The following is a 24540-nucleotide window of genomic DNA, read 5'->3' on the forward strand; positions in this document are numbered from 1 at the left end:
TTTGATTTGCATTATGACGCATAAAGCAGGTTAAAATAAACAGACATCAGAATTTACACTGTAGATTTAATAATAAATCTAAGGTAGTGATTGATTTATGATGTTTTTTAACAAAAGCGGATTAACATCTTATGGGCTTATTTCGAAATTAATACTAAAGTGGATCAACATTATCATGAAAAAAACATCTAAATACTTTTTAGTCAGTATCGCCTTATTAGTAGCTATAATGGCTTGTACTAAAGAAATAACAGACGATTTAATAATTTCTTTTAAAGTAGAATTTAGTGAAACAACTTTAAACTCTTTTCTTAACACTCCAAAAGCTACAGAATTTAGGATTACAGACAGTCCAGAACAGCCAGAAAATTTTAGTGTAAAATATAAAGTTAACGAAGGTTCAGGAAGTTATTTATTGAATAATCAATTGATAGAAGAAGATGAGTTCATAGTATTGTCGGATTTAACAAATACTATTTCTTATACGGGAGCCACAGTAGGAACTAATAAAGTAACGGTAACCATAAGAGATCAATATCAACAAGATAGAGAGTTTGTTTTAACCTACAATGTAAAAGATACAGCGTTTGATATAGAAATTATGCCTACGCCATCCTCTGCATATATAGGAGGAACGATCGATCTTAATTTTGAGATTAATAACGAAATTAGTCCAGCGGATTATACAATATCTTACAAGTTTGTAAATACTGGTGTTGATGGCAGTGGAACTGGCATTATGTATAAAGAAGGAGAAGTTTTAAGTCAGGAAGAATTTATCGCTATAGATCAAGGGAATACGTTCTCATGGCAATTAGAAGGAACTACCGTAGGGGATTTAGCGATAGAGTTTATTGTAGAAAGCAGCCTAAATGTTACGTTAGAAAAGAGTTTTATAATTCCTGTAACAGAAACTCCGGATTTCACTTTTACAGTAGAGGCGGTATCCTCAGAACTTGCAACAAATAGCGAGGCGATACTTAATTTTAAAATTACAGAAACTGTAGGGAGTTCTAGTTATAAAATGATATATAATACATCTAACACAGGTGTTTTGAGATTGAATGAAGTGGAATATCAATCAGGAGATGAAATACCTGTTGAGACAGGAGATTTTTCAGGGATTTATACAGGAACCGTTATGGGAAGTCATGAAATTCAATTTAATGTAATAAATGCGAATTCTACACCAATAGAAAAATTAGGTTCATTAATACTTATCTATACAGATTTAGATACAGAAGCACCAGTTATTGAACTTATAGGAGAACCAGAAATTACCATACGAGTAGGAGAAGAATATACAGATGCAGGAGTAACAGTGACAGATAATGTAGATATTAATGTGGAAGTGGAAACTACGGGTACTGTGGATACATTAACACCTGGAACATATATCATTACTTATACCGCTACGGATACCTCAGGTAATTCATCATCTATCACTAGAAAAGTAACGGTGATAGATGACGAAGCACCGGTTATAACCTTAATAGGAGATAACCCTTTAAGAATATTAATAGGGACTGTTTTTACGGATCCTGGAGTTACGCTTTCTGATAATGTAGATACTATGGCAATACTGCAAGAAAACCTTACGGTAACCGAAAATGTGAATGTAAATGTAGAGGGAGATTATACTATTACTTATAGCGTTACAGATTCATCAAGTAATACAACAACACTAAATCGAATAGTGACGGTAGTAGGTGATACTCCTCCAGTAATTCGAATTTTAGGACAGAATCCTTTAACTTTTAATGCCACTACAAGCTATATGGATGCTGGAGTAGAAGTTTCAGATGATATCGATCAGGATTTCGATATAAATATAGAAAACAATGTAATAAGTAATGATCCTGGTGAGTATAAAGTTATATATACAGTAACTGATTCAGGTGGTAATACTGTGAGTGCAGAAAGAGTGGTTATCGTCATTGATACCGAAGTACCTGTAATAACATTAAGTATATCAGGTTCTGAGATAATACATACTGTAAATACTCCATTCACCAATCCAACGGCCGTAGTAACTGATAACGCTAATGATCCTTTAACAGCAATGATAAGTGGATCTGTTGATATAAATACCTTAGGAGAGAATATACTAACATATACAGCAACAGATGTTGCAGGGAATACAGCGACGAAAAACCTAAAGGTTACTGTAGTAGATAATATAGCTCCAGAAATTACATTAAAAGGTTCATCTTTTATTCCGGTTCTAATTGGTTCATCCTATACAGAAGAAAGTGTGTTAGTTTCTGATAATTACGATCCAGTTCAGGATATAAGAATTTCTACTTCTGGAACTGTAAATGTAAACACTGCTGGTTTTTATACGATATCATATTTTGCTACAGATACTTCAGGAAATAATAGTGCAACTATTACCAGAACTATTCAGGTCTATAATCCTCCTGTTGCAAGATTTGATCCTAGAAATGTAACCGGTAAATCCCCACTAACTATTACTTTTAATGCAGGAGGATCTACAAGTGATGGTATTATTATAAATGCCAAATGGAATTTTGGAGATGGATCTCCTGAAGTGAATAGTGATATATTTGATAATGTAACACATACATTTACTGGTGCGCCAGGAACTGTTTTTAATGTAGGAATAGAAATAACAGATGAATTTGGTGCAACAGACATTACCGGAACTACGGTAACCATAACGAATTAATTCATCTAAATCATAACGATTAATAAAAATCACCTGATTCATCACATTGTATGAGTTGGGTGATTTTATTTTATAAAGAATGATCAGAAATCTTAAAAAGATGTAGTACTGTTAATGGAGTATGAAAAACTAGAGAATTATCCTTCAAACTCTTCATCACCACCGTTAAAGTTTCCTCTAGAACGTTGTCTCTTTTTCTTTTGATTGAATCGATATGTAAATGATAACGTAAAACTTCGCTCTCTCCATTGAAATTCACCATCTGTAGTAAAGGTTTCTGTAGTAGATACGCTTTGACGTTTCCTACTATTAAATAAATCACTTACATTGAAAGTTAATGATCCTTTATCTTTAAAAAAATCTTTACTAAAAGCTAAATTCACGCTCAGAAGTCCTTCTCTTTTAGTTTGTGCATTTTCACTTGGACCAGCATAAAAAGCGGTAGTTTGCCAGTCAATTTTTGCAGGGAGTGTAATTTTGTTACTTAACCTTGCAAACCAACTAAAGTTATCCGCATCAAAATTTTGACCATTGAAATCACCTCTGACATTGTTTTGAAAGGCGTTAAAATTACCATTAATCCTCCATTTTCTATTGGGACTATAGGTTAGTGTAAATTCAAATCCATATCGATCAGAACTGGATAAATTAATAGGTCTTCTTCGTATAATAGGAACTTCTGTTCCATCACCAATAATTGCCGTATCTCCAGTATCTTCAGCAATAAAAGTGAATACCTGAGTTGATCTATTATAATAAATAGAAGAGTTTAAGGTTAGTTTACCCATTCTATTAAGATATCCAAGATCAAAAGCATTGGAATAGCTAGGGTCTATATCTGGATTTCCTTGAAAAATGTTTGTAGCACTGGATCTGGACGGAAATGGATTAATAAAACGGGAACGAGGTCTTCGGATTCTACGATTATATCCAAGGGTTAAACTTTGCTTGTCAGATAATTTATATCCCAAATTGACGGTTGGAAAGATATCAGTGTATACTTTTTTGTTAAAGTCACCACTTGTTTTTTGATCTATTGTAATTCTGGTTCCTTCTACTCTTAAGCCCAGTAAATAAGAAAACTTTCCTGCTTTACTTCCAAACTGAGTGTAAGCGGCATTTACTTGTTCCTTAAAAATTAAATTGTTGGATAAATTAGTATCTGTAGTTATGGAACCATTGTTATCAAATTGAACTAAGAATTCTGTATCTAATTCATTAAAGTTCCCTCTATATCCCAATTCAAACTGACTCTTTTTACCAATTGGTAATACATAGTCGGTTTGAATAAGGATACGGTCTTGTTTCTCAATAGTATTTACCAGTTCTATAGTAGAAATATTTTCTTGAGTAATCCTAGAGTCTTCCTCCTCCTCACTGTTTTCTATTTGAAAATCAAAGGTAAGTTTGTGACCGCTATCGTTAAAATCTTTATTATAATTTAATGAATATTGTTTAGTCACATCATCCTCTACTTCAGGATCGATACGTAAATTACTGCTTAGGATATTTCCATTAGCATCTGGTTCCGTAATGAGATTAGTAGTATTTCTTTCATTGTCGCTAGAACGGTATAGAAAAGAAGTCGTAACAGAAGAACTATTATTGATATACCATTCTAGACCAACATTAGTATTAAGTCCTTTACGTATTCTATCAAAATCTCTTTTTTCATTTAGAAAAGTATCAGGATTATCAACTAGAGTTTCGGAGTCAATATTAAAAAACCGTGTTTCTGATAATGAATTTCCAGGTACTTCTCGATAGTTATATCCAGAGGTAGTGAAAAAATTTAGATCACCAGTTCTGTAGTTTAAGTTTCCAGATATACCAGCTTGCAGAGGATATCCGGTATTTACAGTTAGCGCCCCGTTTAAGCCTTGTAATTTGCTGCGACGTAAAATAATGTTAAGAATCCCTGCAGTTCCTTCAGCGTCATAACGAGCAGAAGGAGATGTGATTACCTCTACACGCTCAATAGATTCTGCGGGTAATTGGCGTAACGCGTCAGTACCGCTTAACCCGACAAGACCAGAAGGTTTTCCGTTAATCAATATCCTTACATTGTCATTTCCACGAAGTGCTACATTTCCTTCCACATCAACAGAAACAGAAGGGACATTGTCCAGTACATCACTAACGGTTCCACCACTTACGGTAAGATCTTTTCCTACATTGTATATTTTCTTATCTAGTTTTATTTCTACTGTTGTTTTTTCGGCAATAACGACAACATCGTCTAATGCTTCAGTATCTAATCCAAGATTTATAGTTCCTAAATTCGTGTTTTTAAAAATCTTTTGCTTTGTTAGTGTTTTTGTTTTAAAAGAAATAAATTCAACAGATATACTGTAAATACCTACCGGAACTTGAATGTTAAAATTACCATTTACCTCAGTTATTCCACCTGTAACAATTTTATTTTCTTTAGGATTTAGAAAAGAAATAGTGGCATATTCTAAAGGCTCTTTAGTTTCTTCATCAATAATTTTTCCAGTTACTTTTACTTCATTTTGTTGAGCGAAAGAAGATAATCCGATAAATATCGCAATTAACATTAAAGTAATTTTTCCCATATTTTTTTGATAGTAAGTGCTCAAAAATATGATTAGGGCGCAGTTATGAGGGTTAAAGGGGTGTTAAATATTGTATTTTACTTAATGTTAGGTGGTTATGGTCTTATGTTGTTAGGTTAATTTAACAATAATCTCGTCAAATTGAAAGTTTTTTATGATTTGAAAGAATTTAGTTACAACAAAGACACAATAATTATAGTGTAAAATACGTTTCGGTTTTTTAGTTTTGCAGCTCTTTTTTAAATAAAAAAGGTAAAACTAAATAATATCACAAATCAATAAAACAGGGTTTATGAAAAAACGTCTAATTAATAAGTCTTTATTAATTGTAGTTATTCTTTTTTCTTCAATTTCGATGTATTCTCAAAGTCATAAAATTGCACTATCGTTAACTGGTGGTTATGTTGATGGAGGTTTTGGAGGCATGGCAACAGTAGATTATAAAGTTAACGAATTTGATTACTTACAGTTTAATGTCCAGACTAATTTCACAAAATTAGAGTATGAGGATATAAAAATCCCTGTTGATCTATATGCTTTTAATGCAGGTTTCTTTTTTGATGTATTAAGAAATAATAAGAGAACTTTTGCTCTTGCTCTTGGAGCTGGAGGAACGGTGGGCTATGAGACCGTTAATAATGGAGATGAAACTTTAGAAAATAATCTACTACTGGATATAGAAACTAGTACTGTGGTTTTTGGTGCATATGCGGGATTGGATGCAGACATCTTTTTGATCCCTACGATAGCAATTAACATAAAAGCTCAAGAGATATATCATGTGAATAGTGAAATAGGAGAATTTACTCCTTATTTTGGCCTTGGGATTAAATTAATATTAAAATAGTTTTTTAAACGAGTTGATCATTATAATACTGTTTAAAATAAAAAATATAAAAGATGAAAAAGTTTAATCAATATATAATATCAGGAGTAGCTTTCTTATTTTTAGTAATTGCATGTACAAAAGAAATTACTGATGATTTAGTGCTGTTTTTTAAAGTAGAATTTAGCGAAACTACTATTGAAGCTTTTGTTGATACCAGAAAAGCATCTCAATTTACCATTACAGGTGGAGAAGATTTTAATGTTGGAGATTACCAAATAAAATACAATGTAACTGAGGGTGCGGGTTCTTATTTCTTAAACGACATAGCCGTAGTTGCAAATGAATTTATCGATTTACCGGAAGGCCCAGAATATACTATCGAATATTTGGGAACTCAGATAGGAACTAATAAAGTAACTATAACTATTAAAGATAGATCTAATAGAGAAGAAGAATTTTTATTGACATATAATGTAAATGATACTGATTTTACGTTTGATGTAGTACCATCTCCCGAAGCTACATATGTTAGCGGGGAAATAGATTTAAATCTTAATATTTCGGAAGTTAGTGAGGCAACTTATGATGTTCAATACGTTTTTGGTGCTGCAGTAGATGCAGATGTCTTAGGATCTGGAAATATAACTATAGGTGGAGCACCATTAGATCCAGAAACTACTACGGAAACTCCTATTGGCGATTCTACTTGGAAGTTCACCGGTGTAACGGTTGGAACTGTTGAGGTTGAATTTACAGCAACTAGTAGTTTAGGTATTTCCAAGACAAAAACTCTTCTAATAGTAGTAGGAGAGACACCAGATTTTACATTTACAGCTGCGTTAGGTAATGATATTATATATACTACAAACTCTGGTGCTGCGATTGATTTTAATATTACCGAAACTGTTGGTACATCCAGTTATGTAATGAACTATGCATCTTCAAGCTCTGGTAGCATAACTTATAATGGAGAAACTTATCAACCAGGAGATAATATTTCTGTACAAGTAGGTTCAAGTATTGGTACATATATTGGAACTGTAGAAGGCGCTCATATTTTAGATTTTAAAGTAGATAATGCTAATACTGTTACTATATCTAAAGAAGCATCTTTAACTTTAAATTTTAGAGATCCTGATGGTACAGCTCCAGTTATACAATTGATAGGAGATAGCGAAATTACTATTAATGTTGGGGATTCTTTTACAGATCCGGGAGCAACGGCAATGGATGATATAGATGGTGATATTTCTGCAAATATTGTAGTTACTGGTACCGTGAATGTAAATGTTCCTGGAACATATACTATAGTTTATAGTGTAGAAGATTCTTCAGGAAATACATCGTCGGTAGAGCGAATTGTAAATGTTATTGATAATATTCCTCCTGTGATTACGGTATTAGGGGATAATCCTTTAATCTTAAGAGAAGGGAATACTTTTAATGACCCTGGTGCAACTGCAACAGATAATATTGATGGAGATCTAACTTCGCAGATAGCAGTAACTGGTTCAGTTAATGTAAATGCGATAGGAACTTATGTATTGACTTATACAGTTAGTGATGCTGCTGGTAATGAAGTCTCAGAAACTAGGACTGTTAATGTTATAGGTGATAATCCACCAGTTATTACATTATTAGGAGATAATCCTCTAGAAATAAGTTATGGAAGTACTTTTACCGATCCAGGAGCAACAGCTGCAGATGATCTCGATGGCGATATTTCTGGTCAAATAACAGTTACAGGAACAGTTGATGTTAATACTCTCGGATCATATACCATAACATATAGTGTTACAGATTCTTCAGGAAATAATACACAAGCAACAAGAACGGTTAATGTCGTAGATAATATAAGTCCTGTAATTACTTTAGTTGGGGCTAATCCATTTATAGTGAATGTAGGAAGTACTTTTACAGATCCGGGAGCTAATGCAAGTGATAATGTCGATGGTAATTTAACATCAGATATTTCTGTTACAGGAACTGTAGATGTAAATACACCTGATGATTATATATTGACATACAGTGTCACGGACTCTTCTAATAACACCGCTACAATTACAAGAACTGTAAGGGTTATAGATAATGTAGTTCCTGTAATCACTTTAATCGGAGCACCTTCTTTTAATATTCCATTAGGAGGTAGTTATACTGATCCTGGTGCTACAGCATCAGATAATGTAGACGGGGATTTAACTTCGGCTATTGTTACAACCGGGAATGTAGATTTGAATACAGAGGGAACATATACAATAAGATATAATGTGACCGACTCTTCAGGAAATCAGGCTGTAGAAGTTACTAGAACAATAACCGTATTTAATCCTGATACAATTCCTCCTGTGATTACTCTAATAGGTTCATCTCCTACTATTACTCTTTTAAATGATCCGTATAGGGATCAAGGTGCTACAGCAACTGATAATGTGGATGGTGATATTTCTGCAAATATACAAGTAAGCTCTAATGTAAATACCAATGTAGTTGGAGTATATCAAGTACGATATAATGTGCAGGATAATGCAGGAAATCAGGCAACTGAAGTTATTAGAACTGTTAATGTTATTCAATTAACTGATGATTGCAACTGCCCTCCAGGACAAACTGCTTGTGAACCATTTCCAATATGTAATTGTATAGATCCAACAACTCAAGGTTGTCCATAAAAGGTATAATTGTGAATGAGTTGTAATAAAAAAGCCTTGAAATCGAATTTCAAGGCTTTTTTATTTTGCTATAAAATGTCAATAACTTTTTCGGGAGGTCTTCCTATAATTGCTTTATTGTTTTTTATAACAATAGGTCTTTCAATTAATTTAGGATGATCACACATCGCTTTTACAATTTGTTGATCTGTTATGTCTTTTCCTTTAAAATTTTCTTTCCAGATAACTTCATTTTTTCTAACTAAATCTATAGGCTTTATACCAAGAAGTTCGATAATCTCTGTAAGCTTTTCTTTTGTAACTGGAGTGTCTAAATATTTAACAATTTCTAAATCTTCATTTTTTTCTTCTAGAAGAGCAAGACATTGTCTGGACTTACTACATCTAGGGTTATGATATATTGTTGTCATATTTCTAATTATTAATCTTCATTTTTTTGTCCCATCATCATAAGATATGCTTTTAAGAAAGCGTCAATATTTCCATCCATTACGGCATCAACATTTCCTGTTTCTTCTGCAGTTCTGACATCTTTAACCAGTTTATATGGATGCATGACATAATTACGTATTTGAGATCCCCATTCAATTTTCATTTTAGAAGCTTCAATCTCATCACGTTGCGCTTGTTGTTTTTTGAGTTCAAGCTCAAAAAGCTGCGATTTAAGCATTTGTAATGCTTTTAATCGATTCTCTTGCTGTGATCTAGTATCTGAACATGAAATTTGAATTCCAGTAGGAAAGTGGGTAAGTTGTACTTTTGTTTCTACCTTATTAACATTTTGTCCTCCAGCACCACTTGATCTAGATGTGATAATCTCATAATCGGCAGGGTTAATATCGATTTCAATAGAGTCATCAGCCAATGGATATACATATATTGAAGCAAAAGATGTATGTCTTTTGGCGTTACTGTCAAAAGGAGAAATACGTACTAATCTGTGTACACCATTTTCACCCTTTAGCCAACCAAAAGAATACTCACCTTCAATTTCTAATGTTACAGTTTTAATTCCAGCAACATCTCCTCCCTGATAGTTAAGTTCTCTAATCTTATACCCTTGTTTTTCTGCCCACATCATATACATACGCATCAACATACTGGCCCAATCACAACTTTCCGTACCTCCAGCACCGGCCGTGATTTGCAGAACAGCACTCATATTATCTCCTTCTTCGCTGAGCATGTTCTTAAACTCAAGACTTTCTATAAGGTCTAAAGCTGTAGAATGACGTTCTTGTACTTCTGCTTCTGTTGCATCTCCTTCTTTATAAAACTCGTAGAGTATTTCTAGATCATCAACAAGAGTAACGCCTTTTTCGTACTCAGAAACCCATTTTTTTTCTGCATTTAGTGCACGCATTATTTTTTCCGCTTCCTGGGCATTGTTCCAGAAATCAGGCGCATACGTTTTTTCTTCTTCGTTAGCTATTTCGATAAGTTTGGCATCAATGTCAAAGATACCTCCTTAACGCAACCAGGCGCTCCCTAAGATCTTGTAAAGTCTCAGTATTAATCATATTTAAATTATTTTTGACAAAAATAGGATTTAACAGTTCAGTAGGAAATAATTTTACTATTATTTTATAGTTTTAATGCTTTTGCAAAATCACATAAATCATTTCAGAATGAAAATAAATATTACTTGCTTGTTTCTAGTAGTTTGTCACATAGTTTCCGGCCAATTTTTAGAAAAACAAAAAGATTTACAATTACAGAAAGGATATTTTAATTTCTACTATAATCAAAGTAAGGATGAAATATATTTAGAAGTAAATAAATTGAACACAGAATTTTTATATGTTCATTCTTTGGCCACAGGTCTGGGATCTAATGATATCGGATTGGATAGAGGACAGATAGGCGATGGTGTGATAGTCAAGTTTCAAAAAGCGGGAAATAAATTGTTATTGGTACAACCTAATCAGCGATATAGAGCTATTACTGAAAATGAGTTGGAGAAAAAAAGTGTGGAACAGGCATTTGCTAAATCCGTTTTGTTTGGTTTTCCTATAAAGGAAGAAAAATCAAGTACTTATATTATTGATTTAACACCATTCTTATTACAAGATACTCACGGAGTTATAAATAGATTAAAAAATCAAAATGAGGGTAATTATAGTATAGACAAATCTAAAAGTGCTTTAAGCTTAGAAAGAACGAAAGCATTTGCAAAAAATGTAGAATTTGAGGCATTGATCACTTATAAAGGATCTCCTAAAAGAGGAAATATCTGGTCGGTTGCACCAGATTCCAAATTTCTTACTGTCACTCAACATCACTCTTTTGTTGAATTACCTGATAATAATTATAAAAAACGAGAATTTGACCCAAGAAGTGGAGCTTTGTCTATTGCATATTTGGATTATGCAACACCTATACAAGAACCTATTGTTAAAAGGTATATAACAAGGCATAGGCTGGAAAAGAAAAACCCTGAATTAGCTGTAAGTGAAGCTAAAGAACCAATTATTTATTATCTGGATCCTGGCACCCCAGAACCAGTAAGATCTGCGTTGTTGGATGGAGCTAGGTGGTGGAACCAAGCTTATGAAGCTATTGGGTTTAAAGATGCTTTTCAGGTAAAAATGCTTCCAGAAGGTGCAGATCCTATGGATTTACGATACAATGTGATTCAATGGGTGCATAGATCTACAAGAGGTTGGAGTTATGGAGCTAGCGTTGTAGATCCTAGAACTGGAGAAATATTAAAAGGACATGTTAGTTTGGGTAGTTTACGGATTCGTCAGGATTTTCTGATTGCTCAAGCACTATTAAGTAAACCCTTTGCAGACAATGACGATAATTATCAACCCATGTTAGAAATGGCTTTGGCTAGAATTCGACAATTATCGGCTCACGAGGTAGGACATACCATTGGGTTTGCACATAATTTTGCAGCTAGTACTAGTAATAGAGCATCCGTAATGGATTACCCACATCCTACGGTGAGATTGAAAGACGGTAATATCGATTTGTCAGATGCTTATGATACCAAGATTGGTGTTTGGGATAAGGTAACGGTGGCGTACAGTTATTCTGAGTTTGGTAATGATGTTAATGAAAAAGAAGCTTTAAATGGCATTTTAAGTAATGCTTATGGTGCTGGTTTGCGTTTTATATCTGATAGTGATGCAAGGCCTCAAGGAGGTGCTCATGGTTTAGCGCATTTATGGGATAATGGTAAAAGCGCTTCTGAAGAATTAAAAAATCTACTAGAAGTAAGGAAAGTAGCGATAAATAATTTTTCTGAAGATAATATAAGAAATAGCGAACCGTATTCTGTTCTCGAAGATGTGTTTGTTCCTTTGTATTTTTTTCATAGGTATCAAACAGAAGCAGCGGTAAAATTGATAGGAGGTCTTAATTATAATTATTCTGTTAAGGGAGATGAGCAAACGATCGTAGAAGTAATTTCTGAAAATGAACAAAAGGAAGCATTAGAACAAATTTTGAAGACTTTATCGCCAGAAGTTTTGGCAATTCCAGAGGATAAGCTAAAGTTATTTCCTCCTAGAGCTTTTGGCTATTCTCGTACTAGAGAATCATTTAATAGTATGACAGGAGTAGCATTTGATCCTATGAGTGCTGCATCTACAGCCAGTGATATGAGTTTGTCACTTTTATTGAACCCTCAGCGAGCATCGCGATTAGTACAACAAAAGAGTTTAGATGTTAAACAGCTAAGTATTTCTGAAGTTTTAGACAAGTTGATTAAAGTAGTTTTTGAATCCAAATCCAAAAATGATTATACTAATGAAATTCAACATACTGTAAAAAGCAATACGTTAAAACATCTTATGAATTTAAGTAATGATATCAATGCCTATCCACAGGTACGAGCTCAGGTATATGCTTCTTTAAAGAAAATACAATCGTTATTATTGTCAGAAAAGAGGAAAGATTCCGAAGGTGTTTATAGTGATTATTATTTAAATCAAATTCAGGATTTTATGACTAAACCTGAAAAATTTAAAGCGTTACCTTCGCCAAAAATTCCTGATGGTTCTCCCATAGGAAGTTATAGATGTGAGTTTTAATCCATGTTTAGTAGTAATAAATATTCTAATTAAGTAATATAATATGATAATAGATCTTAGGAGTGATACGGTTACAAAGCCTACTCCAGAAATGCTTAACGCAATGATCAATGCAGAGGTAGGAGATGATGTTTATAAAGAGGATCCAACGGTTAATGCATTAGAAGAAAGAATTGCCACTATGTTTGGTAAAGAAAGTGCTTTGTTTTTTCCATCAGGAAGTATGGCTAATCAAGCGGCTATTAAGCTACATACACAACCTGGTGAACAACTAATAGCGGATAAATATGCTCATGTATTTAATTATGAAGGAGGAGGAGTTTCTTTTAATAGTGGGGTTTCTTGTAAATTGATTGATGGACATAGAGGTATGATAACTGCTGATCAGGTTCAGGAATCAATTAATCCACCAGATTTTTACCACAGTCCTTTGACAAGTTTAGTATGTATAGAGAATACTACTAATAAAGGAGGAGGAGCCTGTTATGATTTTGAAGAAATAGTAAAAATAAGAAAGGTATGTAATGATCATAATCTTGGATATCACTTAGATGGTGCTAGATTGTGGAATGCTTTGGTTGCCAAAAAAGAGCAAGCCATACAATATGGAGAAATGTTTGATACTATTTCTGTGTGTCTTAGTAAAGGTTTGGGGGCGCCAATGGGATCTGTATTGGTGGGAGATCAAAAGATCATGGAGCAAGCTATTCGAGTTAGAAAAGTATTAGGTGGAGGAATGCGTCAAATAGGCTATATGGCGGCTGCAGGATTATATGCTGTAGAAAATCATTTAGATAGATTACAGGAAGATCATAAAAGAGCTAATGAAATAGGAAAAATTTTAGAAGGAATATCTTTTGTTATCAATGTAGAGCCAATAGATACCAATATAGTCATATTTACGATTGAAGGAGATGAAGAAGATTTTATTTCGAAAATGGCTTCAAAAAATATTCATTTTTACAGTATGGGGCAAGGAAAATTAAGGTTTGTAACACATTTGGATTATACCCAGAAAATGCATGAATATTTTATAGAATTATTACAATCTTTGTAAAAAAAAGCTGTTCAAATACCTGAACAGCTTTTTTTTTAGAATTTATAAATAGATACTTAATAAATTTAAACTTCTTTAGTGTCAGCATCAGCGGCATTTTCTTTTACGGAATTGATGCCGTTTTCCATTCCGGATTCAGAAGAATACATTTGACTACTACCAATTACTTGACCATTCGTAGCTTTTAAGTTGAAAAAGAATTTTCCATCCTTTGCGGTTTTTCGCTCATATCTTCCATCTTCAACTGCGTTCTTTTGTACAGAGGCAATTCCATTTATGGCAGCAGCTTTAGAATTGTATACTTCACTGCTTAGAATTACTTGCCCATTTTTTGCTTTTAAAGTAAAATGATAACTAGATCCCTCTTTATTTTTGAGTTCAAACATATTGTCGCGTTTTAAATAATTTTAGAATGATTTTGATAAAAATATAGAATAAAAAGGAGAAAGAAAAATATAAAAAACGTCAAATACCGTTTTTTTAGTCTTTTATCGAATAAAAATACAATACATCGAAAATGCGGGAATTTTTTGAAATACTAATTTTAACATTTCTTTTTCATATGTATATTTTCGTATCTTTAAATGTAACATAATAATAACCACAAAAATCATCAACTATGAAAAGACACATTCTATTTGTGCTTCTTGCAATTGCAGGAATTACTGTCCAAGCTCAAGACCTACCTGCTAATCCTGAACCAGGAAAATGCTATGTACGTTGTACAACACCAGATGTTTACGAAAATCAAACAGTACAAGTACAAATCACACCAGAATACAAAAAACTAAAAACATTTCCAGCTACATTTGAAACTGTAACGGAAAAGGTATTGGTTAAAGAAGAGGGGAAAAAACTCTCTGTTGTCCCTGCTAAATATAAAACTGAAACAGTTACTTTTATCAAAAAACAAGGTGCATCTGCGTTAAAAGTAATTCCTGCTAAATTTGGTACTGGAGCAGAAACAGTTGAAATTAAGCCTGCATACGCTCAATGGGAACTAGGATCTCCTGCACCTGATTGTGCATCAAGTAATCCTGATGACTGTAGATACTGGTGTTATAAAGGATATCCTGCAGAGTTTACTACAGTACCAGTTCAAACATTAAGTACTGATGCTACTACAACTAGTAATTCTATTGCAGAGAAACCAAGTAGTTATACTAAAAGAGTAATTGCGGAACCAGCTAGAGTAATCGAAGAGATAATTCCTGCGGAATATGCTACTATTACTAAAACTGTTATGGTTAAAGACGCTTATACTGAAGAAGTAGTTGTTCCAGCTACTTTTAAAACAGTGAGTAAAGAAGTACTTACTCAAAAAGGAGGATTAACTACTTGGAAGGAAGTAGAGTGTTCTTTAGTAGAGTATTCTGCATTACCAATCAACTGGAATTTAGGAAGTGCTACATTAACTGCTCAAGCTAAGAGTATTATCGATACTAGATTGATGCCAGTACTAGCAAATAATCAAGGCGCTAAAATGGAAATTGCTTCTCACACCGATGCTAGAGGGTCTAAATCAAGTAACAAAAGTCTTTCTGAAAGAAGAGCACAAGCTGTAGTAACTTATTTACTTTCAAAAGGAGTGAATGGTAGTCGTTTAGTAGCTAATGGTTACGGAGAAAACAGACTAAAAAACAGATGTGCAGATGGAGTTTCTTGTACGGAACGTCAGCATGCATCAAACCGTAGAACGGAATTTAGATTAATAAACAACTAATCTATTTTGATATAATAATAATAAAAGGAAGCAAATTGCTTCCTTTTTTTATTCCTGTTGATCCCTTATTATTTAAACATGTCTAAACCAGGAATATTAGGCATTCCTTCTTTAGCTACTGCAGCTAACTCAGCTTCATTGACTGCTGTTGCTTTTGTAATAGCATTGTTTAGTGTAAGAATAAGATAATCCTCTAATTGTTCTTTATCATTTAGTAATTCATCAGCGATAGAAATACTTTTAATCTGCCTATTAGCTGTAATTGTAACTTTAAGAAGATTATCGGTACTATTTTCATCTACCAAAACAGTATCCAATCTTTTTTTTGTTTCTTCAACTTTTTTTTGGGTTTCTTTTAGTTTACCCATCATTCCCATCATATCTCCGAACATTTGTATTTTTTTTTATGATTTATTAAGAACAAAATTAGCACTTTAACTGTTAATAAACTAAGAGATTATTATGAAAAGTCTGTAAATTATATGGTTACTAACTATTACTTTTGCAACTTCGCGTAACTATAATAAATTAAGAACATTGGAGATAGAAATTCAAAACCCAATTGTAGCTAAGAAAGCTACAAATCTCGAAAAGCATGGAGATAATCGTATCGATAATTATTTTTGGCTTAATGATAAGGATAATCCAGAGGTAATTGATTACTTAAAACGGGAGAATGACTATAACGATAGAATGATGGGACATACAAAAGACTTTCAAAAAAGTCTTTTTGAAGAAATGAAAAGTCGTATTAAAGAAGATGATTCCTCTGTTCCATATAAACTAAATGGTTATTGGTATATCACTCGGTATGAAACAGGTAAGGATTATCCTGTATATTCTAGAAAAAAAGGAAGTCTAGATGCCTCAGAAGAAATACTATTCGATTGTAATAAAGAAGCAGAAGGACACGCTTACTTTAAGATGGTTGGTCTAAACATAAGTCCTGATAATACCTTAATCGCCTATGGACTGGATACCGTAAGCCGAAGAAATTATACGATACGCGTTAAAAACCTGATAACAGGTGAAATATATCCAGAAGTAATTGAAACAACTACCGGAGGAAGTACTTGGGCTGCTGATAGTAAAACTTTGTTTTACACAAAAAAGGATGATGAGACCCTAAGATCACACAAAATTTTTAGACATAATCTAGGTACAGACTCATCAAATGACATAGAGATTTATCATGAAACGGATGATACGTTTAATACTTTTGTTTATAAAACAAAGTCTAAAGAGTATATTGTAATTGGGGCCAGTAGTACATTAACTTCGGAGTATCATATTTTAAAAGCAGATAATCCTACTGGGAAATTTACAGTTTTTCAACCAAGAGTCAGAGGTTTAGAATATGGAATAGCTCATTATCAAGGTAATTTTTATGTATTGACGAATACGGATGAAGCTAAGAACTTTAAACTAATGAAGGTTTCAGAAGAAAATACGTTAAAGGAAAACTGGACAGATGTTATTCCACATCGTAAAGATGTTTTATTAGAAGATGTCGATATTTTTAAAGAGTACTTGGTAATAAGTGAGCGTAGTAATGGTTTAAACAGAATTAATATTAAAAGTTGGGATGGTACCAGTGATTATTATCTTCCTTTTGATAATGAAACATATACAGCTTATGTAAGTACTAATGTAGATTTTGATACTAAAACCCTAAGGTATGCGTATAATTCATTAATAACCCCCAACTCGGTTATTGATTTTAATATGGATACGAAGGAGAAGGAAATAAAGAAAGAACAAGAGGTGTTAGGCGATAGTTTTGATAAAAATAATTATATCTCAGAACGTGTTTGGGCAACTGCTATTGATGGCACTAAAATACCAATATCTTTGGTTTATAAAAAAGGAATCAAAAAAGACGGTACTAATCCTTTGCTTCAATATGCATATGGTTCATATGGATCTACTATAGATCCATATTTTTCTACAGTACGATTAAGCTTATTAGATAGAGGGTTTATTTACGCAATAACTCATGTAAGAGGAGGTGAATATCTTGGACGTTCTTGGTACGAGGATGGAAAACTTTTTAAAAAGAAAAACACTTTTACGGATTTTATAGATTGTTCTAAGTTTTTGATTAAAGACGGATATACATCTTCGGAACATCTATACGCTATGGGAGGTTCTGCAGGAGGCCTATTGATGGGAGCAATTGTAAATATTTCACCAGAACTGTATAATGGAGTAGTGGCTGCGGTACCATTTGTAGATGTAGTAACCACCATGCTAGATGATAGTATTCCATTGACTACAGGAGAGTATGATGAATGGGGGAACCCAAATGAAAAAGAATATTATGATTATATGAAATCTTATTCTCCTTATGATAATGTCGTAGCTCAGGGTTATCCAAACATGTTAGTTACAACAGGATTACATGATTCCCAGGTACAGTACTGGGAGCCAGCTAAATGGGTGGCTAAATTAAGAGAATTAAAGACGGATAATAATCTGTTATTACTACATACTAATATGGAAACTGGTCACGGAGGAGCTTCAGGAAGATTCGAAGCACTAAAAGAAGTTGCGGAAGAATATGCCTTTTTATTAGATTTGGAAGGGATAAAGAATTAATTAAAAAAATTAACGTAACTTCGTAGCGTTTTTGTGACGGTTTGTAGACTCCCCATTTTTTGTTCTGCAGATCTGTGTAAAACACAACCTTATGAGAGAAGATATTCAGGCTTATAATAATGTTTTAGAGCTTATAGGTGATACCCCGCTTGTAAAATTAAACAGAATTATGAAAGGCTTTCCAGGAAATTTCTATGCAAAAATAGAATCATTCAATCCTGGACATTCCACTAAAGATAGAATTGCACTTTATATTATAGAAGAAGCTGAAAGAAAAGGTATTCTAAAACCTGGTAGTACTATTATTGAAACTACCAGCGGGAATACAGGTTTCAGTTTAGCTATGGTCAGTGTAATAAAGGGGTATGAATGTATACTGGCAGTTAGCTCAAAGTCATCAAAAGATAAGATTGCTATGCTTAAGAATATGGGAGCAAAGGTATATGTGTGTCCAGCACACGTAAGTGCTGACGATCCCAGATCTTATTATCAAGTAGCTAAAAGACTTCATGAAGAGACTAAAGGATCTGTTTATATAAATCAATATTTTAATCAATTAAATATTGATGCGCATTATAATTCTACAGGACCTGAAGTTTGGAATCAAACTAATGGAAAACTTACTCATTTTGTTGCTTGTTGTGGAACAGGAGGAACCATTTCTGGAACTGCAAAATACTTGAAAGAACAGAACAGTAATGTAAGAGTATTAGGAATTGATGCTTATGGATCTGTTTTGAAAAAATATCACGAAACTAGAGAATTTGATGAAGAAGAAATCTATCCTTACCGAATAGAAGGTTTAGGTAAAAACCTGATTCCTACAGCGACAGATTTTGATGTAATTGATAAATTTGAAAAAGTAAGTGATGAAGATAGTGCGCACACGGCAAGAGAATTGGTGAAAACTGAAGGTATGTTTTTAGGATATACAAGTGGTGCAGCTATACAAGGTGTTAAACAATTAGCTAAACAAGGAGAATTTGATGAAAACAGTAATGTGGTCATTATTTTACCAGATCATGGATCTCGTTATATGAGCAAGGTGTTTAGTGATGAATGGATGATGGAACAAGGATTTTTTGATAGTGTCCATGAAGAAGATGCTACAAAGGTTCAGTTTGTTAAGTAATTTTAAATAGTATAAAAATATAAGCATCTGATATTTTACAGGTGCTTTTTTTGTGAAAAAATAGTTTATAGTAGTGATTTTAGATATAATTATGCTATCACATCAATTTTCTGTATTTTCGCACACTTAAAGAAATCAAATTTGCGGTAGATGAGAGATTTATTTGATAAAATATATGAGGACAAAGGACCTTTGGGAAAATGGGCGGATCAGGCAGAAGGATATTTTGTTTTTCCAAAGTTAGAAGGACCAATATCAAATAGAATGAAGTTTCAGGGAAGAGAAGTTGTTACCTGGAGTATTAATGATTATTTGGGGCTTGCTAATATGGAAGAAGTTCGTAAGGTTGATGCTGAAGCAGCCGCTGCATATGGTTCTGCATATCCTATGGGAGCTAGAATGATGAGCGGACATACAGATCTTCATGAGCAGTTGCAAGATGAGCTTGCCGAATTTGTAGATAAAGAAGCATCTTATTTATTGAATTTCGGATACCAGGGAATGGTATCTACAATTGATGCATTGGTAAGTAAAGATGATATCATTGTATATGATGTAGATGCGCACGCCTGTATTATTGATGGAGTAAGATTACATCAAGGACAAAGATATACGTATCGTCATAATGATATAGAGAGTATAGAGAAAAACTTAATGAGAGCCACAAGAATGGCAGAAAAAACTGGAGGAGGGATTTTATTAATCTCAGAAGGTGTTTTCGGAATGCGTGGTGAACAAGGAAGATTAAAAGAAATAGTTGCTTTAAAAGAAAAATATAATTTTAGGTTGTTTGTAGATGATGCTCACGGTTTTGGAACATTAGGAGCAACAGGAGCAGGAACGGGTGAGGAGCAAGGAATTCAGGATGAAATAGATGTGTACTTTGCCACATTTGCTAAATCTATGGCAAGTACTGGAGCGTTTATTGCGGCTGATCGAGAGATTATTGATTATCTAAAATATAATTTACGTTCACAAATGTTTGCTAAATCATTGCAGATGCAATTGGTGGTTGGTGCACTCAAACGACTTGATATGTTGAGAACTATGCCGGAATTGAAAGCAAAACTTTGGGAAAACGTGAATGCTTTACAAAATGGTTTGCGAGATCGAGGTTTTGATTTAGGAACTACTCAAAGTTGTGTGACTCCAGTATATCTAAAAGGAAGTATTCCTGAAGCAATGGCCTTAGTGAAGGATCTTAGAGAAAATCATGGTATTTTTTGTTCTATAGTTGTGTATCCGGTAATTCCTAAAGGAATGATTTTATTACGATTAATTCCTACGGCTTCACATACGATGCAGGATATAGAAGAAACATTAAATGCATTTTCTGCAATTCGAGAAACTTTAGAAAATGGAACCTATAAAAAAATGTCTGCTGCTCTTGCGGAAGCAATGGGTGAATAGTGTAAAATAATAAAAATGATATATAAAAAATCCGCTAATTAGCGGATTTTTTAGTTTCTAATATATCTTTCTATATGTATTTAAACTTCATTATAAAGCTTAGAAATGGGCTCTGGCGAAATTAAAAATATACCAAAGTGATAGTATTTTAAATAGTTTTAAAATATAATAGATTTTCCAGTGTATAGAATAAATCAGTTGAAACGAAAAATATATATAACAAACATTTTGTAGCCTATTGAGAGAGTTTAAACCGTTTCTATATACATTATTATCTACAGTCGCTGTCACAACCCTCAACACAAGTGCCATTGACACAAGTACATCTTCCATCTGTGTTTAAAGAACAATCGATGACAAATGGTCCTACATAACAACGAATCGTTCCACAAGGAGGAAGTGTAGGGTTACCGCTTCCTTTAATTATTTTCTTTTGCTGAGAACTTAATTTTTCAACACCGTTAAGGTTTAAAATTTTTTTTAACATAATAGGTAGGTTTTAAAAGTTTAAGAATCCTAAATTTTTAGAGACACTTAGGTTTATGTCTATTCTTGGAATAATAATTTTATAAAAGGTAGGTAGCCTTCTATAAAACAATAATAACCTAAAGATAGAAAATATTGCCTTTAAAATTTATTTTTTATTAGTTAATTAACTGTTATTGTTATGCTTAAAAAATATAATCAGGATATTGAAGAAACATTAAATGCATTTTCTGCAATTCGAGAAACTTTAGAAAACGGAACCTATTAAAAAATGTCTGCTGCTCTTGCGGAAGCAATGGGTGAATAAGAAAGGCTGAAAGGCATTTAAAACTAAAAAAATCCGCTAATTAGCGGATTTTTTTAGTGATTAACATGCTGGTAAATGCCACACTATTTCAGGATTTATACAAGTTCCAGAACAACAAATTTGTCTGTTTGGACATTCTTCACTATCAAAACAAGTTATACTAAAACCAAATCCTGCGGTAATTGATTTTTGTTGCTCTCTATTTAATTGTTGAACACCGTTAATTTTTAAAATACTGTCTAACATAATATTGAGTTTTAAATTCATAAAATGATCTGAAAACGTATAATGAACAGACCTACGTATTATGTTGACTAATTTAGAAATTACATTGGTGAATTTTCCCACCCGAAAAGGGTAGTTTTAGCTAGCTGTATTTTAAATATCTTTTCTGTATGTTCTTCGCATTTTGTGCTGTTCATGCTCATAGTCATTCCAAAGAGCTTGTATAGCTTTGTTTTCCTCTAATTCTGGATTAGTCTCTACCATTTCTATACCATTACGAAGAAAAGTTTCGTTCATTTCCTTAAATATAAGTGCAGTGACCCCTTTATTTTGATATTCAGGATCAACACCAATAAGATAAAAAGCAGCGGTGTCGTTTCTTCGTTGAGCTTTGAGGATATGCAAGAACTTTAAAGGATATATTTTACCATTCATCTTCTTAAGAGCTTTAGAAAAGGAAGGCATGACGATGGAAAAAGCAATCAATTTACCATCTTTATCCGCAATACAAGTAATATACTCTGGGTTTAAATACGGCAGATATTTTTTCTTGTACATTTCGATTTGATACTGCTGTATTGGTACAAATGTTTGCAGACTACTGTATGTTTTATTAAGCAGGTCAAACATATCATCTGCGTATTTTAGAAGCTCTTTACTTTTCTTAAACTTAAGTAATTGAAGCTGATAGCGTTTTTTAATGATTTTAGCAAACTTAATAACCTTTTCTTTGGTTTCTTTAGGAACTCTTATTTTATATTCTACCCAAGTCGCTGCATCTTCAAAACCTAATTGCTCCATATGTTTTTGATAATATGGATAATTATACCAAGTTATCATGGTATTAAGTTCTTCAAAACCTTTGATCAAAATACCTGCTTTATCCATATTAGAAAACCCTACTGGACCTTCCATATATTCTAATGAATTCTTTCTTCCAACCTCAGCAACTTTTTCTAATAATGCTTTTGTAACTTCAATATCATCAATGACATCATACCATCCAAAACGTACTTTCGGTTTTTGTTGTTCTTTTACTTCGATCCAATTAATAATTGCTGCAATTCTTCCTACTATCTTGTCATTTCTATATGCTAAGAAATATTTAGCCACCGCATTTTTAAAAACAGGGTTTTTTTTGGGATTCATTACATCTAACTCTTCTTTAATAATAGAAGGAACGTAATAGGGAGAGTCTTTATATAATTCAAAAGGAAACTTAACAAATGTAGTTAAATCTGCTTTAGAAGTAATTTCTTTGATCGTAATCATACAGCTGCACTAATTCGTAACAAATATATGACCCTTTTATTAAAAACACTTAATAGAAATGTATCATTTTATGAATCAATTGATGACTATGTGGTATTAATAGTACTGGCAATCCGTTTATAAAAAAATACTCCACTGATCAAACTAATGATTAGTGGAGTAAGGGATACATAACAAATAATAATTTTACTTATTATTTATACACACACAACTTTAGTATCCAGGATTTTGAGAAATTACGCCATCACTAGCAAGTATTTCTGAAACAGGAATTGGAAATACATGATAATTAGGATTAATCGTTTCTCCCATTTCTGCATCTACGGTACCTGTTCTAACTAGGTCAAACCATCGTTGTCCTTCAAAGGCTAATTCGAATCGTCTTTCGTCTGCAATAGCTTGTCTAACTTCCACTTGTGTATTTGCAGTACCGCTTAAACTGGCTAAGCCAGCTCTAGTTCTAATATCATTTAGTAAACCTAAAATAGATGCTGATTGCGAACCATCTGCATTGATATTTTCATTACGTGCCTCTGCATATAACAAAATAACATCCGCTAATCTCAATTCTATCCAATCTTGATCTGGATTTTCTGATAGATATTTTATTCCTCTTACACCAACTTCATCAACTGTAAGAGCTTTTCTTGTAACATCACCTGCAGCATCATAAGCAGCAACTAAATCCAAATCTAATGGTTCAAAAGATTTTGAATCATTACCAATATACCATCCGGTAAACTCTGTAAAACCATATTCATCCGGAATTGAACTTGATACTTGAGTTGCAAAGAGAATTTCTGGATTTAAATCATTGGCATCTCCAAAAATATCAGCAAAGTTAGGTTGTAAACTTACGCCAGCTGCTGCTGCACCATTTACTACAGCAGCAAGATGTGATTCTGCACTGCTAAAGTTACCAATTTGCATATATACTTTACCTAATAAGCCTTGAGCAGCTATTTGCGTTGCTCTACCATTAGATAACCCTGAATTATCTAATGCTACTATGGCATCTTGTAGATCAGGAATGATGACATTATTGTATACCTCTGCAGATGGCTGTCTCGTTGGGTCTAAACTAAGATCTCCAGAACTTAAATTTACAGTGACATCTCCAAAAACACGTACTAATTTAAAGTAAGATAAGGCTCTTATAAACTTTGCTTCGCCAATATCAGTTGTACTAGCTGAGTTTTCAATAACGTTATTTGCACTTAAGATTGATCTATATAGAGCAATATAAAATGGTTCAAAAAACTGATCTTCCATATCTAACAGATCACTATTAAATCTATCAAAAGATGGGTAGGGTTCTTCTATCATTAACGCGTTGTCTGCTCTGAAATCTCCCATCACAGCCATTGGTGTTACAGAGCCTAACTGGTAATAGTATGCTGCATTTAAAACACCTTCAAAATCTGTCAATGAATCTGAATTTGCAATATTTGATGGCACTTGTTCTAAATCTTCACAAGCAGTGATGAAAGAAACTATTGCCAATAATAAAATTATTTTTTTCATTTT

18 protein-coding genes are annotated in these 24540 nt (G+C 33.1%); 9 read left to right on the forward strand and 9 right to left on the reverse strand.

Annotated elements, in window-relative coordinates; genetic code table 11:
- Positions 1–175 precede the first annotated feature (175 nt).
- Positions 176–2689: an immunoglobulin-like domain-containing protein gene (locus Q0975_RS22085; RefSeq protein WP_299440747.1), complete on the forward strand. Its 2514-nt coding sequence runs from the start codon at positions 176–178 to the stop codon at positions 2687–2689.
- Between the two features lie 137 nt (positions 2690–2826).
- On the opposite strand, the gene Q0975_RS22090 is transcribed toward Q0975_RS22085, so the two are convergent.
- Positions 2827–5265: a TonB-dependent receptor gene (locus Q0975_RS22090; protein ID WP_299440749.1), complete on the reverse strand. Its 2439-nt coding sequence runs from the start codon at positions 5263–5265 to the stop codon at positions 2827–2829.
- A gap of 292 nt (positions 5266–5557) precedes the next feature.
- Here Q0975_RS22090 and Q0975_RS22095 point away from each other — a divergent pair, with 292 nt between their 5' ends.
- Entirely contained in the window at positions 5558–6112 is a 555-nt protein-coding gene (locus Q0975_RS22095) for a conjugal transfer protein TraO (RefSeq protein WP_299440752.1), read from the forward strand.
- Positions 6113–6165: 53 nt separating this feature from the next.
- On the forward strand, positions 6166–8763 hold the full coding sequence (locus Q0975_RS22100) for a DUF5011 domain-containing protein (RefSeq protein ID WP_299440755.1): 2598 nt from the start codon (positions 6166–6168) through the stop codon (positions 8761–8763).
- A 68-nt stretch (positions 8764–8831) separates the two neighbouring features.
- On the opposite strand, the gene arsC is transcribed toward Q0975_RS22100, so the two are convergent.
- Both arsC and prfB read right to left on the reverse strand, forming a co-directional pair.
- The gene (gene arsC, locus Q0975_RS22105; RefSeq protein WP_299440758.1) at positions 8832–9173 is read right to left on the reverse strand and encodes an arsenate reductase (glutaredoxin); all 342 of its coding nucleotides are present in this window, start codon (positions 9171–9173) and stop codon (positions 8832–8834) included.
- Between the two features lie 11 nt (positions 9174–9184).
- A protein-coding gene (gene prfB, locus Q0975_RS22110) for a peptide chain release factor 2 (protein ID WP_299440761.1) occupies positions 9185–10283 on the reverse strand; the annotation gives its coding sequence in 2 pieces (ribosomal slippage) (positions 9185–10219 and positions 10221–10283; 1098 coding nt in all).
- 108 nt (positions 10284–10391) lie between these two features.
- On the opposite strand from prfB, the gene Q0975_RS22115 reads away from it, so the two are divergent.
- Entirely contained in the window at positions 10392–12803 is a 2412-nt protein-coding gene (locus tag Q0975_RS22115; protein ID WP_299440764.1) for a zinc-dependent metalloprotease, read from the forward strand.
- A 43-nt stretch (positions 12804–12846) separates the two neighbouring features.
- Complete coding sequence (locus tag Q0975_RS22120) at positions 12847–13860, forward strand: GntG family PLP-dependent aldolase (RefSeq protein ID WP_299440767.1); 1014 nt, start codon at positions 12847–12849, stop codon at positions 13858–13860.
- 65 nt (positions 13861–13925) lie between these two features.
- On the opposite strand, the gene Q0975_RS22125 is transcribed toward Q0975_RS22120, so the two are convergent.
- Positions 13926–14246 carry a YegP family protein gene (locus Q0975_RS22125; RefSeq protein ID WP_299440769.1) on the reverse strand — a complete coding sequence of 107 codons (321 nt, stop codon included), beginning with the start codon at positions 14244–14246 and terminating at the stop codon, positions 13926–13928.
- Between the two features lie 233 nt (positions 14247–14479).
- Between Q0975_RS22125 and Q0975_RS22130 the strand changes: the two genes are divergently transcribed.
- Positions 14480–15583, forward strand: a complete 1104-nt coding sequence (locus tag Q0975_RS22130) for an OmpA family protein (RefSeq protein WP_299440772.1) — start codon at positions 14480–14482, stop codon at positions 15581–15583.
- A gap of 68 nt (positions 15584–15651) precedes the next feature.
- Here the strand turns inward: Q0975_RS22130 and Q0975_RS22135 are convergent, their stop codons facing one another.
- A complete protein-coding gene (locus Q0975_RS22135) occupies positions 15652–15975 on the reverse strand; it encodes a YbaB/EbfC family nucleoid-associated protein (protein ID WP_299440775.1) in 324 nt (107 codons plus the stop codon).
- Positions 15976–16120: 145 nt separating this feature from the next.
- Here Q0975_RS22135 and Q0975_RS22140 point away from each other — a divergent pair, with 145 nt between their 5' ends.
- The 3 genes from Q0975_RS22140 (at position 16121) to Q0975_RS22150 (ending at position 20723) form a co-directional block, all read left to right on the forward strand.
- Positions 16121–18181: a S9 family peptidase gene (locus Q0975_RS22140; protein ID WP_299440777.1), complete on the forward strand. Its 2061-nt coding sequence runs from the start codon at positions 16121–16123 to the stop codon at positions 18179–18181.
- Positions 18182–18272: 91 nt separating this feature from the next.
- Positions 18273–19313, forward strand: coding sequence for a cysteine synthase family protein (locus Q0975_RS22145; protein WP_299440779.1), 1041 nt, complete (start codon positions 18273–18275; stop codon positions 19311–19313).
- 150 nt (positions 19314–19463) lie between these two features.
- Complete coding sequence (locus Q0975_RS22150; protein ID WP_299440782.1) at positions 19464–20723, forward strand: aminotransferase class I/II-fold pyridoxal phosphate-dependent enzyme; 1260 nt, start codon at positions 19464–19466, stop codon at positions 20721–20723.
- 271 nt (positions 20724–20994) lie between these two features.
- On the opposite strand, the gene Q0975_RS22155 is transcribed toward Q0975_RS22150, so the two are convergent.
- The 4 genes from Q0975_RS22155 to Q0975_RS22170 all read right to left on the reverse strand — a co-directional run bounded on the left by Q0975_RS22155 (position 20995) and on the right by Q0975_RS22170 (position 24537).
- Positions 20995–21210, reverse strand: coding sequence for a hypothetical protein (locus Q0975_RS22155; RefSeq protein WP_299440785.1), 216 nt, complete (start codon positions 21208–21210; stop codon positions 20995–20997).
- 366 nt (positions 21211–21576) lie between these two features.
- Positions 21577–21762, reverse strand: coding sequence for a hypothetical protein (locus Q0975_RS22160; protein WP_299440788.1), 186 nt, complete (start codon positions 21760–21762; stop codon positions 21577–21579).
- Between the two features lie 132 nt (positions 21763–21894).
- Entirely contained in the window at positions 21895–23013 is a 1119-nt protein-coding gene (locus Q0975_RS22165) for a GNAT family N-acetyltransferase (RefSeq protein ID WP_299440790.1), read from the reverse strand.
- Between the two features lie 213 nt (positions 23014–23226).
- Positions 23227–24537 carry a RagB/SusD family nutrient uptake outer membrane protein gene (locus Q0975_RS22170; protein ID WP_299440793.1) on the reverse strand — a complete coding sequence of 437 codons (1311 nt, stop codon included), beginning with the start codon at positions 24535–24537 and terminating at the stop codon, positions 23227–23229.
- Positions 24538–24540 lie beyond the last annotated feature (3 nt).

Origin of the sequence: uncultured Aquimarina sp. (assembly GCF_947500065.1) — a bacterium.
Taxonomy (GTDB): domain Bacteria; phylum Bacteroidota; class Bacteroidia; order Flavobacteriales; family Flavobacteriaceae; genus Aquimarina.

Coding starts and splice junctions, on each gene's coding strand:
- Q0975_RS22160 (WP_299440788.1), bottom strand. CDS start 21,762: ATGTTAGACAGTATTTTAAAAATTAACGGTGTTCAACAATTAAATAGA.
- Q0975_RS22085 (WP_299440747.1), top strand. CDS start 176: ATGAAAAAAACATCTAAATACTTTTTAGTCAGTATCGCCTTATTAGTA.
- Q0975_RS22170 (WP_299440793.1), bottom strand. CDS start 24,537: ATGAAAAAAATAATTTTATTATTGGCAATAGTTTCTTTCATCACTGCT.
- Q0975_RS22130 (WP_299440772.1), top strand. CDS start 14,480: ATGAAAAGACACATTCTATTTGTGCTTCTTGCAATTGCAGGAATTACT.
- Q0975_RS22125 (WP_299440769.1), bottom strand. CDS start 14,246: ATGTTTGAACTCAAAAATAAAGAGGGATCTAGTTATCATTTTACTTTA.
- Q0975_RS22135 (WP_299440775.1), bottom strand. CDS start 15,975: ATGTTCGGAGATATGATGGGAATGATGGGTAAACTAAAAGAAACCCAA.
- arsC (WP_299440758.1), bottom strand. CDS start 9,173: ATGACAACAATATATCATAACCCTAGATGTAGTAAGTCCAGACAATGT.
- Q0975_RS22100 (WP_299440755.1), top strand. CDS start 6,166: ATGAAAAAGTTTAATCAATATATAATATCAGGAGTAGCTTTCTTATTT.
- Q0975_RS22155 (WP_299440785.1), bottom strand. CDS start 21,210: ATGTTAAAAAAAATTTTAAACCTTAACGGTGTTGAAAAATTAAGTTCT.
- Q0975_RS22165 (WP_299440790.1), bottom strand. CDS start 23,013: ATGATTACGATCAAAGAAATTACTTCTAAAGCAGATTTAACTACATTT.
- Q0975_RS22115 (WP_299440764.1), top strand. CDS start 10,392: ATGAAAATAAATATTACTTGCTTGTTTCTAGTAGTTTGTCACATAGTT.
- Q0975_RS22090 (WP_299440749.1), bottom strand. CDS start 5,265: ATGGGAAAAATTACTTTAATGTTAATTGCGATATTTATCGGATTATCT.
- Q0975_RS22150 (WP_299440782.1), top strand. CDS start 19,464: ATGAGAGATTTATTTGATAAAATATATGAGGACAAAGGACCTTTGGGA.
- Q0975_RS22145 (WP_299440779.1), top strand. CDS start 18,273: ATGAGAGAAGATATTCAGGCTTATAATAATGTTTTAGAGCTTATAGGT.
- Q0975_RS22095 (WP_299440752.1), top strand. CDS start 5,558: ATGAAAAAACGTCTAATTAATAAGTCTTTATTAATTGTAGTTATTCTT.
- Q0975_RS22120 (WP_299440767.1), top strand. CDS start 12,847: ATGATAATAGATCTTAGGAGTGATACGGTTACAAAGCCTACTCCAGAA.